Source organism: Vibrio sp. V39_P1S14PM300 (assembly GCF_009904765.1).
GTDB classification, from domain to species: domain Bacteria; phylum Pseudomonadota; class Gammaproteobacteria; order Enterobacterales; family Vibrionaceae; genus Vibrio; species Vibrio proteolyticus.
Genome location: NZ_WXWP01000393.1, coordinates 22,979 through 39,611, shown reverse-complemented (window position 1 = coordinate 39,611; position 16,633 = coordinate 22,979). Strand labels below are relative to the sequence as shown.

Genomic DNA, 16,633 nt, shown 5'->3' with positions numbered 1-16,633 from the left:
CGTCTGCAAGCTCTTCGGAGCCTTATAAAACAAGGAAATGTTTTACGTTAGCGTGGAGGAAGCACTGTGGGTTTAACGAATATTGCCGAGCAAACCGACAATATAAATCACTTGATCAGTAAACATGATCAACGTGTGATTGAACGATTTATCGAACAACACCCAGATGTAACAACCGTGGATTTGATCCTGTTTGACATGAACGGTGTTGTCCGCGGCAAACGCATCAATACACCTCAACTGGGCAAAGTCGTCGAGCAAGGTATTTGCCTGCCGGCTTCCGTATTTGCGCTCGATATTTGTGGTGAAACCGTCGAAGAAACCGGATTGGGTTTTGAAAAAGGAGATGGTGACTGCATCTGCAAACTGGTGCCAGACTCGCTGCAACTGATCCCCTGGCAGGAAAGCAGTGCTCAAGCCATTGTCACTATGTATGAACCCGACGGACAGCAGCCGTTTTTCGCCGACCCTCGCCATGTTCTGACTCAGCAACTGGAAAAGCTGCAACAAAGCGGCTATCAGCCTTGTGTGGCGGTTGAGCTTGAGTTTTATCTTCAGGATCAGCAATCCGATGAGGCGGGCAATCCTCAGCCTCCAATCATGCCACTCAGTGGCGATCGCATGACTCAAACCCAGGTTTATTCTCTGGAAGAGCTGGATGAGTTCAAAGCTTTTCTGGATGAGGTGATTTCCGCATGTCACGAGCAAGGCATTCCCGCTGAGAACATCAGTGCGGAATACGCGCCGGGGCAATTTGAAGTCAACCTTAAGCACACCACCGATGTGTTACTGGCGTGTGACCAGGCCATGTTGCTAAAACGTGTGGTACGTTCGGTTGCCAAAAAGCATGGCTTCTACGCTAACTTTATGGCCAAACCCTACACCGACTATGCTGGCAACGGATGCCACATCCACATCAGTTTACTGGATGAAAGCGGATTGAATGTATTTGGAAGTGATGAAAAGCAGTTACTGCACGCCGTTGCCGGGACACTGAATCACCTGGAAGAGTGCATGGCGGTATTTGCGCCGAATGCCAACTCTTATCGCCGCTTGCAACCAAACATGTTTGTGCCACTGCATGCCACATGGGGCTGGGATAACCGCACCGTCGCCGTTCGGATCCCCGCCAGCGGAGAAAGCGACAAACGGATCGAGCACCGCCTATCAGGTGCCGACGTGAACCCTTACCTCACTGTGGCAGTTCTGCTGGCATCTATATTAGACGGAATTAAGCAACAGTCTCAGGCTCCCGAGCCGATCGATGGCGACGCAACCCTACTCGATCTGCCGAGCTTACCTATCTCCTGGGATGGCGCGTTGCAGGCATTTGCCGCCAGTGAGTTCTTACGCAAGAGCCTGGGCGAAGAGTTTTGCAAAGTGTATCTTGCCGCCAAAAAACACGAACAGGAGCGTTTTTCAGCTCAGGTATCACCACTGGAATACCAGTGGTATCTCTAAACACCCACCCAACACCATAAAGAAAGGACGCCAACATGAGAGTGAAGCACACCAATTCTTACTACGCGGCATCGAAAAATCAGAGTTTTGAGTTTCCCGAACTTCAGGGGGAGCATACCGCCGATGTGTGTGTGATTGGTTCAGGCATCACGGGAACAACGGCGGCTCTGGAACTGGCCAATCGTGGCTTTAAAGTGATTGTGCTCGAGGCAAACCGGGTTGGCTGGGGCGCCTCAGGACGCAGTGGCGGTCAAGCGATATTTGGCTGGGCAGCCGATCAGCATAAACTGGAAAAAATGGTTGGCTTTTCAGATGCCAAAAAGCTGTGGGATATTTCTGTCGAGGCACTGGCCCTGACCAAAGAGAACATTCGCAAGTACAACATTGACTGTGACTGGCGTGATGGTATGGCTCATCTGGCGATGAAGCCGCGTCAGGATCAGGAGTTGCAGGAATGGCACGACGATCTGCATCAACGCTACGGCTATGAATCGCTGAAAATGTGGGATAAGCAACAGGTTCGTGACAACATTGCCAGTGACAAATACACCTCAGGTCTGTTTGACAGCAACAGCGGCCATCTGCACCCGCTCAACTACACACTCGGCTTGGTCAGGGCCGCCGGTGAGGCTGGCGCTTTGTTTTATGAAGCCAGCAAAGTACATAAAATTGAGCACGGTGAGACCGCTACACTGTACACTCAGGCCGGCACAGTTAAAGCCAAACATGTGATCCTTGCCTGTAACGCTTATATGGAAGGGCTGGAAAGCTCGCTTGAAAACAAGGTCATGCCGGTGGGCACATACATCTGCGCGACTGAGCCACTTGGCGAGGAGGCAACCGCTGCATTAATGAAAAACCATATCGCAGCCTGTGATATTAACTTTGTGCTCGATTACTACCGTTGTTCAGGCGACTATCGCATGCTGTTTGGCGGCCGGGTCAGTTACTCTGGTATGGAGCCACTCAATCTGGAAAAAGCCATGCGCGCCCGCATGCTGGATATTTTCCCGCAGCTGGATCACGCCAAAATCGATTTCGCCTGGGGGGGTAATGTCGCCATTACTATGAATCGGGCGCCGCATTTTGGCCGTCTGAAACCCAACGTCTACTTTGCCCAGGGATTCTCCGGACACGGTATTGCAGCAACCGGAATGGCCGGAACATTGATGGCAGAGTGTGTCGCCACTACCGCAGAGCGCTTTGCCATTTTTGATAAGATCCCACACCTGCCATTTCCCGGTGGCCGATTACTCCGCACGCCAGCACTGGTGCTCGCGATGTCTTACTACCGTGTGAGAGACATGCTGTAAGCGGTTATACCCATGCACGTCGATTAGAGACCACCTGCTATCACAGGTGGTTTTTTTGTTGTTGCCAATTCTGCAGTCGCAGTAAACGCTGACGGATCGATATGTCACAAGGCAATATCATCCGGCTCACCAAATAGCGAACCATTGATTATCCATACTATTAATATTGTGTGCGCATTTATATACAAACCAGATAGTGATAGGAACTCTTTTTGTTTCAGCCAGTTATCTCTTTCTCATTAAATGCTGTCTCTCAGCAGTGCTTTTTAGCAAATTTTTGCCATTTTTTTGCCCTGATAATGTGCCAGCTTTCTTTTTCTCACTAGTGAATGCTTTCAGGTTTTTTGCAGACTCCATGAAATATCCAGTACTTTCATCTGAATTTTAAGGGTGTAATTTTTCCTTTACTCTCCGAAATTTAACAATTTCGCGCACATTTTAACACTTTAGTTACACTTACATTAACTGGGTATACCGAGATTCATCACTGGATAGTGTGGCATAGGCAGCAGTATAAGATGCCGCATTGATGATTCGCAGGACAGAATGTTGAAGTCGTCGTTACCGCGAATACCGTTCCTACTATGTTCTCCGGTATTACCTGTGCATTGACAAGTGATCAACTGTCTCAATCGTCAGACAGCATCAAAAGGAGCTTGAGATGAACGTTCAGGCATTACCCATGCATCGGTTTATCGACCATCAGGGAAAACCTGTTGGAACGCTGCCAGCCTGGGCAGATTTACCTACCCTGACCAACTTTTATCGTGACATGGTACTCACCCGTACCTACGACTATAAGGCCGTCGCACTACAACGTACCGGTAAACTTGGTACCTATCCTTCCCATTTGGGTGCGGAAGCCGTCGGCATTGCTGTTGGTCACGCATTGCACAAGGATGACGTGTTCATTCCTTATTATCGCGATATGCCCGCCATGTGGGTACGCGGTATCCCGATGGAAAAAAACATGCAGTACTGGGGCGGCGACGAACGCGGTAGCGACTTTTATCCGGTTGACTTATCCGACCCTGGAAACGTGACATCGTCACAAGAGCACTGCCGGGACTTGCCTTTCTGCGTACCGATCGCGACCCAATGTACTCATGCCGTCGGTGTGGCCGCTGCATTGAAAATAGAGGGACAACACCACGCAGCGCTGGTCACTTGTGGCGACGGTGCGACTTCGAAAGGAGATTTTCTTGAGTCGATCAACTGTGCCGGAGCATGGAATATTCCGCTAGTCTTTGTGGTGAACAATAACCAGTGGGCGATCTCCGTTCCCCGCCGCTTACAGTGCGCCGCCGATTTCTTGTCTGAAAAAGCCAAAGGAGCTGGTATTCCAGGCATGACCGTTGACGGTAATGATGTCGTCGCCATGTACGATGCTATTCACACAGCGATGGAACGCGCCCGCAAAGGGAAAGGTTCAACATTAATCGAGGCGGTCAGCTATCGCCTTAGCGATCACACGACCGCCGACGATGCCAGCCGCTATCGCAGTGAAGATGAGCTGCAACAAGCGTGGCAGTACGAACCCGTGAAGCGCCTCAAAGCGTACCTGATGGCTCAGGGTGCCTGGTCAGAGCAAGAAGAATCCGAATGGGAAGCGCACTGTAAACAACTGGTGGAACAGGCCGTAGAGCGCTACCTGAACTTAGCGCCTCAGGCGCCTGAGTCGGCTTTTGATTATCTTTACGAAACCTTACCGGCTGAGCTGCACCCGCAGCGGGACGAATTGATTAATAAAGCAATGCGCATGCAAGGAGGCAAACATGGCTGAGATGACTCTAGTCGAAGCGGTCAACCTCGCTTTGCATCATGAAATGGAACACGACAATCATGTGATCGTGCTGGGGGAAGATGTCGGCGATAACGGCGGTGTCTTCCGTGCCACCGTTGGCCTGAAAGAAAAATTCGGCCTCAAGCGTGTGATTGATACACCACTGGCCGAAGCCCTGATTGGCGGTGTGGCAGTCGGGATGGCAAGCCAAGGGCTGCGCCCTATAGCAGAATTCCAGTTCCAGGGGTTTGTTTTCCCGGCCATGGAACATCTGATGTGTCATGCGGCGCGTCTGCGTAACCGCACTCGCGGACGTCTGACCTGTCCTGCCGTCTTTCGTGCCCCTTATGGTGGTGGGATCCACGCGCCAGAACACCACTCAGAGAGTATTGAAGCGCTGTTTGCTCACGTTCCTGGTTTTAAGGTCGTGGTGCCCTCTTCGCCACAGCGGGCTTATGGCCTGCTGCTGGCTGCAATTCGCAGCAACGATCCGGTGATGTTCTTCGAACCTAAACGTATCTACCGCACCGTAAAATCGGAAGTGAGTGACAGCGGTATCGCATTACCACTGGATACCTGCTTTACCTTGCGCAAAGGACGCGATCTGACGCTGGTTACCTGGGGAGCCTGTGTGGTTGAGTCTTTACAAGCAGCGAAAACGCTCTCTTCTCAAGGGATTGAAGTTGAAGTGATCGACCTCGCCAGTATTAAACCCATCGACACCGCCACTATTTTCCGCTCACTGGAAAAGACCGGCCGCCTTCTGGTGGTTCATGAAGCGAGTAAAACCTGTGGTGTTGGCTCAGAGATTCTCGCTCGTACCGCCGAGCACGCAATGTGTTTACTTAAAGCGCCACCACGACGTGTGACTGGTATGGATACCGTTATGCCCTATTATAAAAATGAGGATTACTTCATGATTCAGCAAGACGACATTGTCAACGCGGCACGAGAACTAGTGGAGGGTTGGAAATGAAATCTTTTATGCTCCCTGACCTCGGTGAAGGGCTCGCCGAGTCGGAAATTGTTAGCTGGCACGTCAATGTTGGCGACACTGTAAAAGTGGACCAAATTGTCCTGACGGTCGAAACAGCCAAAGCCACCGTCGATGTCCCCGCCCCCTACAGCGGTAAGATTGTCAGCCGCCACGGTGAGGAAGGCGATGTGATCAACATCGGTGCCTTGTTGCTCGAAATCGAAGAGTCCGGCAGCAGTGCTTCAGCACAATCCACACGCAAAAAAGAAGATGCTGCCACGGTAGTGGGCAGTGTCTCTCACCAGTCACATCAAGTAGACGTCGATGACTTCTGGGTTGGCGGCGATCACGATACCTCCTCGGAAGCTCTGCTTTCCGCTATGCCTTCTGCCCGATTACTGGCGCAAAAGCTGGGGGTCGATCTGCATAAAACCCACGGCAGCGGCCCGAACGGTTTGATCACCGATGCCGATGTATACAGTGAAGCCGATAAACAGCTGCCGGGTACTGAAGTACTAAAAGGTGCACGACGCACTATGGTCAGCACCATGGCGGAGTCTCACCACAATGTCGCCGCCGTAACGATCACCGAAGAAGCGTTGCTGGTGAACTGGCAACCGCGCGAAGACATCTCTGCCCGTTTGATTCAGGCCATCGTCTACGCCTGTGAACAAGAACCGGCAATGAACGCCTGGTTTGACGCAGAAACCATGACGCGCTGCGTTCACAGCACAGTGAACATCGGGATTGCCGTTGATAGCTCGCACGGTTTGTATGTACCAGTACTGCGTCACGCAGACAAATACAGCCCGCAAGGGGTGCGTGACTGGCTGAACGAAACGGTAGAAGGCATTCGCGAGCGCCGCATTGGCCGCGAACAACTGCAACACGCCACCATCACTCTGTCGAACTTCGGGGCGATTGCGGGCATTTTTGCGACACCAGTGGTCTCTCCTCCGCAAGTGGCCATCGTCGGTGCAGGGCGTATTCTTGAGCGCGTGATCATGCGTGACGGCCAGCCAGTTCCTGCCAAGGTGATGCCGTTGTCCATTACATTCGACCACAGAGCCTGTACGGGTGGTGAAGCGGCACGTTTTGCGAAAGCGATGGTCGAGCACCTGCAAAAAGAAATGACCTCATAGCGCAAGAAACGAGCAACAAAAAGTAAAAAGCGGCGATTTCGCCGCTTTTCATTTGTCTTCTTATTTGATGTATGTGGTATCGAAACGCCGTTTCGATACACACGTTACCTTCAAACAGACTCAATCAGCGCAGGCATGATCTCAAACAGATCGCCCACTAAACCGTAGTCTGCCACCTGAAAAATAGGCGCATCCGGGTCGCTGTTGATTGCCACGATCACTTTCGAATCTTTCATCCCTGCCAGATGCTGTATTGCCCCAGAAATACCAACGGCAATATACAGTTCGGGCGCGACGATTTTCCCGGTTTGCCCCACCTGTAGATCATTGGAGACAAATCCGGCGTCCACCGCCGCGCGGGATGCGCCAATCGCACCACCCAGTTTGTCGGCCAGTTGTTCCACCAGTGCAAAACTCTCTTTGCTGCCCAGCCCTCGTCCACCTGAAACCACCACACGAGCGGCTGGCAGTTCAGGACGAGCACTCTCTGTTTTCTGCACATTCACAAACTCAGCGAGGCCTGGATCCGGTTCGATGGTGATGGTGTGCTCTTCAGCCAGTTCACCTGAGGCCACTTGCAAGGCATCAAAAGCCGAGCTGCGCACCGTCATGACTTTCACCGAATCGTCCGAGCGCACCCGCGCCAACGCATTCCCGGCATACACCGGACGCACCACCACATCGGGTGATTCAATGGCGACGATATCCGATAGTTGTCCGACATCCAGTAACGCGGCCACTCTTGGCATCACATTCTTGCCAAAAGTAGTCGCGGCGGCGATCAGATGCGTAAACGCCTTACCTTCTCTGGCAATCAACAGCGACAGCGATTCCGCCAGTGGGTGTTGATATAATTCATCATCGGCGACCAACACCTGTTTAATGCCCTCCAGGCGCTGAATCTGTTCGACCACAGAGTGGCATTGATGACCAGCCACCAGAACTGAAATACCATCTGTAGCCTTGAGATCTAAAGCGGCTTTCAGTGCGCGCAACGTGTCGACGGATACGCTGCTATTGTCGTGCTCGGCGACCACCAGCACGGATACTTGATTCACATCCATTGTTGTCTCCTGCTTCATCGCTTACAGCACTTTGGCTTCGTTCTTTAGTTTGTCCACCAGCTCGGCCACGCTGTCCACCATGATCCCAGCCTGACGTGCCGGTGGGGTCATCACCTCCAATACCTGCTGTGAGCTCGACACCGTGATGCCCAGATCGTCTGCCGTCATCACCTCAAGCGGTTTCCGCTTCGCTTTCATAATATTGGGCAATGACGCATAACGCGGTTCATTCAAACGTAAATCCGTGCTTATGATCGCCGGAAGTGACAACTTGACGGTTTCCAGCCCGCCATCCACTTCACGCGTCACCAACGCGGTGTCTCCTTCCACTTTTACCTGCGAAGCAAAGGTGCCCAGTGCCAGTCCCGTCAGTGCCGACAACATCTGCGCAACCTGGTTGTTGTCAGTATCTATCGACTGTTTACCCAGCAAGACCAGACCATGTGACTCTTGACTCATCACAGCCTGCAGTAGCTTAGCGACGGTTAAAGGTTGAGGGGCCTGTGCCACGTCAATGTGCAGAGCACGATCCGCACCCAGCGCCAGTGCCGCGCGCAGTTGCTCCTGACAACTGGAATCGCCAATGGACACCACGGTCACTTCGTCTGCGAGCCCCGCTTCTTTCAGGCGCACCGCTTCTTCTACTGCTATTTCACAAAACGGATTCATCGCCATTTTGACGTTGTTGGTTTCCACACCAGAGCCGTCACTCTTGACCCTGATCTTTACGTAAGGGTCAATCACGCGCTTTATTGCGACTAAAACTTTCACACAGCCTCCTCACTTATCTTAGAGACGCTGCTCAGGTCATTTATAATATATTGATCTGACTGGATAACAGCTGAATATCCTGGCCTGAGCGCTACGGGTTAAGTAAGCGTTAAATATAGAAATAGTTTGCCAGATCGATCTTATCTTTGAGCTTAGTTGAGTTTACGTTTACGTCAACTGGACTATATTTATGATTAAAATCGTTGCGTAGAGACAGGTTTACACCATGGAAAGAGAATCAATGGAATTTGATGTCGTCATCGTCGGGGCTGGCCCGGCGGGGTTGTCGGCGGCTTGCAAACTGGCACAACTTAACCGTGACTCAGGCGGAGAGTTATCGATATGCGTTGTAGAAAAAGGGGCGGAAGTCGGCTCACACATTATCTCAGGAGCCCTGTTTGAAACGACGGCTCTCGATGAACTGTTTCCCGACTGGCAAAGCATGAATGCCCCACTGCAAACCCGGGTCAAGCAAGATGAGTTTTTGTACCTCACCACAGAAAACAACCACGTAGTGGTGCCCGGTTTCGCAACGCCTGAACCGATGAAAAACAGTGAAGACAATTATGTGATTAGCCTGGCTGAGCTGTGCCGCTGGCTTTCGGAACAAGCAAGCGAGCTGGGTGTCGAGATTTTCCCTGGCTTTCCTGCGGCTAACGTCAACATTGATGCCAACGGCGCGGTCAGCGGCATCACCACCACTGACATGGGGCTGGATAAAAACGGACAGCCTAAAAGCAACTTCGAACCTGGAATTAACCTCAATGCCAAGTACACCATTTTTGCTGAAGGCTCGCGTGGGCACTTAGGTAAACAGCTGATTGAACATTATCACCTTGATGCAGGCAAACAGCCACAGCACTACGCCATCGGTTTGAAAGAGATCTGGGAAGTGCCGAACGCCTCACCCGGACAGGTCATTCACGCTGCAGGCTGGCCTCTGCGCGAAGAACAAGCCACCGGTGGCAGCTTTCTTTATCATCTGGACGACAAACATATCGCGGTCGGCCTGATTGTCGATCTTAACTACCGCAATCCTTACCTCAGCCCGTTTGATGAGTTCCAGCGCCTCAAGCATCACCCCGTTTTTCGTCAGCACCTCAAAGACGGCCAACGCATTGCGTACGGAGCTCGGGCCATCACCAAAGGCGGATTGTCTTCGTTGCCAAAACAGCAGTTCCCCGGAGGGGTGCTGGTCGGTTGTGATGCTGGCACGCTGAATGGTGCAAAGATCAAAGGGAATCACACCGCAATGAAATCCGGTATGCTGGCCGCAGAGGCAGTGTATGACGCTCTGGAAGCCGGTCACGTCCACTCTGAACCGGATTATCAGGGTAAATTTGAAGCGTCATGGTTATACCAGGAGTTACACAGCACCCGTAACTTTGTCCCTGCTATTCATAAGTTTGGCAGCCTGTGTGGCGGTGCGTTGGCGGCATTCGAGCATAACTTCTGGAAACCCGTATTCAAACACTCGTTTCCACGCACGCTAACCGATAAACGCCCTGATCATTCCAAGCTTATGGAAAAAAACCAGTTTCAACCGATTGAATACCCTAAACCAGATGGCATCCTCAGTTTTGACAAACCCTCGTCGGTGTACCTGTCCGGCACTCAGCATGAGGAGAATCAGCCTTGTCACTTGGTGCTCAGTGATCCAAATATTCCGGTCGATTCCAATCTTCCGCGGTTTGATGAACCGGCTCAGCGTTACTGCCCGGCGGGCGTGTACGAAATCGTCATGCACGACAATGCGCCAGCGCTGCAGATTAATGCCGCCAACTGCGTACACTGTAAAACCTGCGACATTAAAGATCCGGCGCAAAACATCAACTGGGTGCCACCGGAAGGCGGTGGCGGGCCGAATTATCAGAACATGTAAACGCGATCAAAAAAGCCTCTCATTGGAGAGGCTTTTTTTCTGGGTAAGCCAGACAACATCAGTTCGGCTGTTTGCTTAACACGCAGTCAATGTCCGCCGCGCTATGACGTTCTGGCACCTGCTCCCACTCCTCTCCCCATGAGCGGTTTACGATGCGACCACGCTTTACAGCCTCACGTTCTGCGATCTCTTTTGCCCAGCGCAGAACGTGAGGGTAGCTTTCCACATCCAGAAATTCTGCCGCATCGTAGGCGTTGCCCAAAGCCACGTTTCCATACCAGGACCAAATCGCAATATCAGCAATACTGTACTCATCACCCGCCACGTAATGGGTTTTCGCCAGTTGTTTATCCAACACATCCAATTGACGCTTGGCTTCCATCGCAAAACGGTTGATCGGGTATTCAAACTTCTCAGGTGCATAGGCGTAGAAATGGCCAAAACCACCACCGAGGTATGGCGCAGAGCCTTGCAGCCAGAACAACCAGTTCATCACCCGGGTGCGAGCGGTAAGTTCGGTCGGCAGCAAGTGACCAAACTTTTCCCCCAGATAGAACAGGATATTGCCAGATTCGAACACATTTACAGGCTCGTCACCTGAGCGGTCGACCATAGCAGGAATTTTCGAGTTTGGATTGACATCAACAAAACCTGACCCAAACTGGTCCCCTTCACCGATACGGATCAGATAGGCATCGTACTCGGCTTCTTTCACCCCAAGAGCCAACAGCTCTTCCAGCATGATCGTGACTTTCTGACCGTTCGGCGTGCCCATTGAGTAGAGCTGAATAGGATGTTGGCCGACGGGCAGTTCCTGTTCATGTCTGGCACCTGAATCCGGGCGGTTGATGCTCGCCCACTGACCGCCGTTCTCAGTATCCATCTTCCAGACTTTTGGTGGTGTGTATTCGTTTGCCATCGTTTTTCCTTATCTGTTTTAGGGATCGACTTATTCTATATCTGGGCAAAATTGCTAGATAAAACCCCCACCGCATCATTTGGTTAGAACAAACGGTTATGGGTAGGGATATGAAGATATAAGACAGGCGTAGACCGGTTTTTCTTTCGCGAAAAAGCCGGCGACAAGATGTATTTAGTTTGGGCCGCACATGTTAGTTAATTGCTGAATCATCTGGCGCTGGGTGATGACGCCTTTATAGCGTCCTTCTTCCACTACCACCACAGGTAAACTGAGCCGGTTGCTGCGCACAAGTTCGATCAATTCTGACATCGGCATGCTCTTTTCAACTCTGGGGAAATGCACATCCATGACTCCCGCGACAGGTTTGTTCCAGATCGCCGCTTCTTTCGAGGTTTCGAGTTTGGTGCCCATGGCTGGCGTCAGATGCAGGTTAAGTGTCGGGCGGTCGATCAAACCAACACACTCTCCCCGATTGATCACCGGCAGCACCTCAGCTTCCAACGAGCGCTGATACTCGTATGCAAGTGAAATTGGTTCTCCCGGATCCATATGAGGTAGATTTTTTTCGGCCAGCGCCATCACATCCGCTCCTCCTGAGGCATCTCCACACGCAGGTTCGTCATAATTGCAATGCGTAACTAACTTAATCCGCTCGTGTACCTCCGCCAATGAGCGTTTCAGCTCATCCATTTCCAGCGGATGGGAAAAAACATAACCTTGCATATAATCCACGCCAAGGTAAGCCAATAACTGAGCTTCTTCAAGCGTTTCAACCCCTTCTGCAATCACTTCGATGTGGTATTTGTGGCACAACTGAATCAGGAGTTTAACCACCTGATGATGGGTTCCGGACTCGCTGAAATTTCGGAAGAAACTGCGGCTGATTCTGAGCAGATCAAAACACCCCGACTCCAGATAATAGGCAATGTCAAACCCCATGCCCATGTCATCCAGCGCTACTCGTGTCCCCTTATCTTTGAGTCTGGGTAGGACTTCCCGAAATTCAAACGGCTTTGAGTTGGGTTTGAGTTCATTCACATCAATCACGATCTGTGACATATCCAGATCCACCGACGTGGCAAGGAATTCAACAAAATCAAATAATAAGCCAATATTTTCACTGGTGTTGGGCGACAGATTGACGTTGATAAAGTTACCTTCTTCACGCAGCTGACTGACAAAATCGGTAAAACTCTTCTGGTACACCATCAGGTCGATTTCAGACACCAGATCCAGCTCTTCGGCGATGCCAATCATCTCTCGGGTATCGGCTTTGAGTTGTTCTGTTGATGGAAAGCGACACAGCGCCTCATAACCTGCGATCTGCCAGGTTCTGGCATTGATAATGGGCTGATAAGTCACGCGCAGTGCACTGTTTCGGATCACCTGTTGGAGATAGTTCTCCAACACACGCTCGCGTTTAAGTTGGGCTTGTAACGTCGTGCTAAAAAAGCACAGGTGCTGCGTACCATCATCACCAGTGTTAGACATCGTCGCCTGTATCGCGTGAACCACAGCGCTGGCAACCGTATCACTGTCATGACCAAGCGCGGAAATGCCAATGCAGCATTTTTTCGCAGCCTGATGCGCTTTCGGACTGTAGGCCATGAGTTCATCGAAGAAATTTTTGATCACCTGACACATCTGGCGAAACTGATTCTGGCCAGAAAAGGAAGGTTCGCACAGCGAGGCAAGGTAAAGATTACTTTGCACTTTAGCGAATAAGCGCACGCATTTCAGTGACAGCGCCCGACTCTCAAACTTTTCCACATCAGAGGCATCGGCGCTGAACTTAAATGCCACCACCAGATTCAGGCAGCGGTATTTCATGTCTTTGATTTGCGCTTCAGCCGACGCAATAAACGAATCTTTCGAGTGGAGCTGATACTTATCAACGGATCCGGTGTTAGATACGAGCTTTTCCATGTGCTACTCCTGCTCAACCGCTCAACTGAAGCCATTACACTATAAGTTTAATATGACACTTTAAGTTTAATGGCAGAACCCAACCTTTGCGAAATCAGTGGCATAATTAAACGACAAAACGGGCTATAACTATCGTGACGCAGCGCTCTTTTTGACCAATAGGTTTTTCGCCATTTATGCAGAGCACTGCGCGTGCGCCTTCCCTCTGCTTGTGATATCGCGATGCTTAACGTAACGCCTTGATTTCATGACAAGGCTGATGCGCAAGAAATCCTGTCACTACGGCCGCGACCTGTTGTTTGATCTCCGGCTTGCCGTAGTCGGACATGTCCATATGTTTCGAATCCGGGATGGTGACAATGCATCCGTCATATTGCTGTTGTTCGTTGTCACTGAGCAATACCTCTGGCGCGGTCGGATACTCCGTCGCACGCAGTGACAATACCCGTACATCTGAACGTTTCGGCAAGCTGACCCGTCGGTGGTCGAGTGTGATCACCGCAGAAACATAAGGCTGGTTTTCGTTGGCCAGCCACGCGGAAATATCACCGCCGTTAGAGTGACCGATCAACGTGAGATGATCAAATTGGTACTCTGGAAATTTTTTGGCTAACTCACGTTGCAGGTAGTCCAGTGTTTGTGCTCCTCTACGCCAGTTTTCGATCCGGGTTTGATACAGGTCGCCCGTCCGCGATAGCGGCGGATCATTCTCTAGCTCATGATCGACAGCAACGGTCAGATACCCCTGAGTATTCAGTGGCTCAGAAAGAAATTGATACTGCTGATAAGGCACCCGATATCCTGCGCTGATAACGGCCACCGGACACGGTGAGGTCACCAGGCAAGATGATGGGTCAGTCGGATAGCCGATGGTCACAGGAATTACCCGCTCTCGTTGACCATCTATTATATTGAGTGTGTCCGCCTGTGTTGCGAACGCTACCAGAGTCAGCAGCAAACCTGAGAATGTACGCATACCTTACCTATAGAGTTAATGATCTATCAACAGATCAGTATTTGAGTTGGTTGTCCTCAAGCCACTGTTCCCAGTTGGTTATACCGAACTTTTTCTTGGCCGAAAAGACGTCCAGCGCAAGCAACAATCCGGTCGCGACACCAAAAAACAGTGATGAATAACACTGTCCGAGTGTGATCCCCTGCAACTGCCAGACGGACAAGAACATGATCACTCCCCATGACACCGTCCCGAGCACGCTCTGCCACAAAAACAGCTTCCACGGCGATTCAAATAATCTTGGCCGATACTGTTTGCCCGGAATACTCGCCAACCAACACGGATAAGGCCTGACGAGGCGCTCACTGACACCTTTGATCTTGAGATATTCCTGAATAAATTCACTTTTTTGCATATAGTCACCTCGATAGAACAGGATTCTAACGGGCAGCCTTGAACAACACAGTGCATATAATGAAATTTGTGAAGTTCTATCCAGTGATCGTTCTGTGTATCAACAATCGAAACACTGTGTCAGGTTAGGTGCTGTTCAACCAGGAGACATCACCTCACAATCAGCGCTGACGGTTGTACTCCGCCGCCCTGCGAATCAGTGACTGAAATGCCAGAGCATCTAATTCACCACCTTCAGCAATATCAATCGCCCGGCGAGCTTTGCCCTCCAGACTGGCATTAAACAGTTGCTGAGGATCGTCAATAGCAGCACCATTGAGAAATGTCAGTTTGACTTTCTCCTTATAGGATTCTCCGGTACAGATCATGCCGTCTTGTGACCAGACAATCACGCCCAGTGGATTGCTGGGTTTTATCCATTTACACTCTTCTTTAACCTCAGGAAGCGCTTCGTGAATCAGCGTCCTCAATTGGCTAAGACATTCGCCGCGCCAATCACCGAGTGAAGCAATCTTGGTATCCACACTGCTGGCATACCGATTAGAACCAGAATCATTTTGCATTACGCTTTCCCCTCTGTCTCAACCTGGTAGTGGTAACCTATCGTCTGCGCAATAACCTGAAAGCCATACTTCGTGACAATTGGACGGCTCATGTCGGACGCATCGATGATCAAATATCGTTTTCCGCGCGCTTTTGCCTCAGCAATACGTGCATTCAACATCGCGGTGTAATAGCCCTGCCCACGAAACGCTTCCAGTGTGCTGCCGCCCCAAATCCCGCCAAATGGACTGTTTGGCGTAAAGATGATCCACGCCGATGCAACTGGTGTTCCTTCCACATACACCACGTAGATCGAGATCATCTCTGGTGACAGTCGCTTCATATTCAGCAAATACGCAAACTGGCCATCGAAGTTCTGTCCCCAAACCTGCTCCTGAACGGTAATGGCATCGCGTATGCCACCTTCTTCGGTGACGTCCGTCACGGTGATGCTCTGGGGAGGCACGGATGGCACGAGTAATAAGTCCAGAGCCATGAATGTTTCTGCTTCGGCCGGCACAAAACCGTGCTCGATTAACCGCATACCTATGTCTGAGGGAGAATCCGTCGAATAGGTCTTCCACTCAAAATTACGTTTACAACGGGTAAAAAACTCAATTTCCTGCTGAATGAACGGCCCGGCTTGGTGTGAAGAAAAATCAAAAAAAGAAATGAAACTGCCGTATTCCGTATCCGAGACAAACTTAACCAAGTGTGGTGCAACAATGATCTCACCACCCGCTGGCGTTAATTGCCGACGCTCAAACTGGTTATATGCCTGCATGATCTGCGCTGTATCCATTAATGGGAACTCCCTTTCACACCAATTCTCGGCCTCAGTTTAATACATCACTGCTCTGACTCTGCCATCAGCTTGTGAAACGCATGTAAGTTCTGATCTTTAAATAACATCGTCCAGGCTTCTAACACTGGCTGAGTGTAGACATTCAGTTTGCGGAAAATTTCGACGGCAAACTCGATAGGAGCGACACCGCCCGCCGTTATGATCAAATCAGAACTGACAGCCGGTTGCTGCCGATAATGAGCGCTGCCCTGATAGCCGGTCATCTCCAGATACGCAGCGGCGTTACTGGTGTGTGGCACATTGTCGAGTAAACCTTTCTTCGCCAGCGCTACCGTCGCGCCACAAATGGCGGCGACCGGAACGCCCTCTGCCACACACTGAACGGCTTTGTCGGCAAAATCAGAGATCCCGTCAGATTCAGCGCTATCTCCGCCCGGAAGGATCAGCATTTTCGCCTGTTTGATTTGCAAGTCGTCTAAGCAGAGATCGGGCAGAATCCGAATTCCACCTTTGGTGGTGACCGGCTCTAAAGTGCGCCCCACCGTTTTGACTGTAATACTGCCAGGATGCTGCTGAAACTCTTTGGAGTTGAGATGAGCCATGACATAACCGTACTCCCAGTCGGCCATGGTGTCGTACACTGCCAAATAAACTGTTCCGCTTTCCATTGCGTTTT

General features: G+C 51.0%; 16 protein-coding genes. 6 read left to right on the top strand and 10 right to left on the bottom strand.

What is annotated here, in order from left to right; translation table 11 throughout:
* The first annotated feature begins 102 nt into the window (after positions 1–102).
* Positions 103–1,461: a glutamine synthetase family protein gene (locus CAG65_RS20515; RefSeq protein ID WP_443098413.1), complete on the top strand. Its 1,359-nt coding sequence runs from the start codon at positions 103–105 to the stop codon at positions 1,459–1,461.
* Between the two features lie 35 nt (positions 1,462–1,496).
* Complete coding sequence (locus CAG65_RS20510) at positions 1,497–2,774, top strand: NAD(P)/FAD-dependent oxidoreductase (RefSeq protein WP_161454820.1); 1,278 nt, start codon at positions 1,497–1,499, stop codon at positions 2,772–2,774.
* A 225-nt stretch (positions 2,775–2,999) separates the two neighbouring features.
* On the opposite strand, the gene CAG65_RS22400 is transcribed toward CAG65_RS20510, so the two are convergent.
* Complete coding sequence (locus CAG65_RS22400; RefSeq protein WP_272926131.1) at positions 3,000–3,131, bottom strand: hypothetical protein; 132 nt, start codon at positions 3,129–3,131, stop codon at positions 3,000–3,002.
* Between the two features lie 304 nt (positions 3,132–3,435).
* On the opposite strand from CAG65_RS22400, the gene pdhA reads away from it, so the two are divergent.
* The 3 genes from pdhA to CAG65_RS20495 are packed head-to-tail and all read left to right on the top strand — an operon-like array spanning position 3,436 to position 6,675.
* Positions 3,436–4,557 carry a pyruvate dehydrogenase (acetyl-transferring) E1 component subunit alpha gene (pdhA, locus tag CAG65_RS20505; protein ID WP_161454819.1) on the top strand — a complete coding sequence of 374 codons (1,122 nt, stop codon included), beginning with the start codon at positions 3,436–3,438 and terminating at the stop codon, positions 4,555–4,557.
* Entirely contained in the window at positions 4,550–5,533 is a 984-nt protein-coding gene (locus tag CAG65_RS20500; protein ID WP_161454818.1) for an alpha-ketoacid dehydrogenase subunit beta, read from the top strand. Before pdhA ends, CAG65_RS20500 begins: the two co-directional genes overlap by 8 nt.
* Positions 5,530–6,675 (top strand): dihydrolipoamide acetyltransferase family protein, encoded by a 1,146-nt coding sequence (locus tag CAG65_RS20495; protein WP_161454817.1) that lies wholly within the window; start codon positions 5,530–5,532, stop codon positions 6,673–6,675. The genes CAG65_RS20500 and CAG65_RS20495 overlap by 4 nt, the downstream gene beginning before the upstream one ends.
* Positions 6,676–6,785: 110 nt before the next feature.
* Here the strand turns inward: CAG65_RS20495 and CAG65_RS20490 are convergent, their stop codons facing one another.
* Both CAG65_RS20490 and CAG65_RS20485 read right to left on the bottom strand, forming a co-directional pair.
* Positions 6,786–7,739 carry an electron transfer flavoprotein subunit alpha/FixB family protein gene (locus tag CAG65_RS20490; protein WP_161454816.1) on the bottom strand — a complete coding sequence of 318 codons (954 nt, stop codon included), beginning with the start codon at positions 7,737–7,739 and terminating at the stop codon, positions 6,786–6,788.
* A gap of 21 nt (positions 7,740–7,760) precedes the next feature.
* Positions 7,761–8,510 carry an electron transfer flavoprotein subunit beta/FixA family protein gene (locus CAG65_RS20485; RefSeq protein WP_161454815.1) on the bottom strand — a complete coding sequence of 250 codons (750 nt, stop codon included), beginning with the start codon at positions 8,508–8,510 and terminating at the stop codon, positions 7,761–7,763.
* A 226-nt stretch (positions 8,511–8,736) separates the two neighbouring features.
* On the opposite strand from CAG65_RS20485, the gene CAG65_RS20480 reads away from it, so the two are divergent.
* Complete coding sequence (locus CAG65_RS20480) at positions 8,737–10,392, top strand: electron transfer flavoprotein-ubiquinone oxidoreductase (RefSeq protein ID WP_161454814.1); 1,656 nt, start codon at positions 8,737–8,739, stop codon at positions 10,390–10,392.
* 58 nt (positions 10,393–10,450) lie between these two features.
* Here CAG65_RS20480 and yghU read toward each other — a convergent pair whose 3' ends face one another.
* The 7 genes from yghU to CAG65_RS20445 form a co-directional block, all read right to left on the bottom strand.
* The gene (gene yghU, locus CAG65_RS20475) at positions 10,451–11,311 is read right to left on the bottom strand and encodes a glutathione-dependent disulfide-bond oxidoreductase (RefSeq protein ID WP_161454813.1); all 861 of its coding nucleotides are present in this window, start codon (positions 11,309–11,311) and stop codon (positions 10,451–10,453) included.
* A 174-nt stretch (positions 11,312–11,485) separates the two neighbouring features.
* Positions 11,486–13,240, bottom strand: coding sequence for an EAL domain-containing protein (locus tag CAG65_RS20470; RefSeq protein WP_161454812.1), 1,755 nt, complete (start codon positions 13,238–13,240; stop codon positions 11,486–11,488).
* Positions 13,241–13,466: 226 nt separating this feature from the next.
* The gene (locus CAG65_RS20465) at positions 13,467–14,216 is read right to left on the bottom strand and encodes an alpha/beta hydrolase (protein ID WP_161454811.1); all 750 of its coding nucleotides are present in this window, start codon (positions 14,214–14,216) and stop codon (positions 13,467–13,469) included.
* A 34-nt stretch (positions 14,217–14,250) separates the two neighbouring features.
* Positions 14,251–14,610 (bottom strand): DUF6404 family protein, encoded by a 360-nt coding sequence (locus tag CAG65_RS20460; protein ID WP_021704759.1) that lies wholly within the window; start codon positions 14,608–14,610, stop codon positions 14,251–14,253.
* 160 nt (positions 14,611–14,770) lie between these two features.
* Positions 14,771–15,172, bottom strand: a complete 402-nt coding sequence (locus CAG65_RS20455) for a DUF1801 domain-containing protein (protein WP_021704760.1) — start codon at positions 15,170–15,172, stop codon at positions 14,771–14,773.
* Entirely contained in the window at positions 15,172–15,954 is a 783-nt protein-coding gene (locus CAG65_RS20450; RefSeq protein WP_021704761.1) for a GNAT family N-acetyltransferase, read from the bottom strand. The genes CAG65_RS20455 and CAG65_RS20450 overlap by 1 nt, the downstream gene beginning before the upstream one ends.
* 47 nt (positions 15,955–16,001) lie before the next feature.
* Positions 16,002–16,625, bottom strand: coding sequence for a type 1 glutamine amidotransferase family protein (locus tag CAG65_RS20445; RefSeq protein WP_161454810.1), 624 nt, complete (start codon positions 16,623–16,625; stop codon positions 16,002–16,004).
* Between the last annotated feature and the right edge of the window lie 8 nt (positions 16,626–16,633).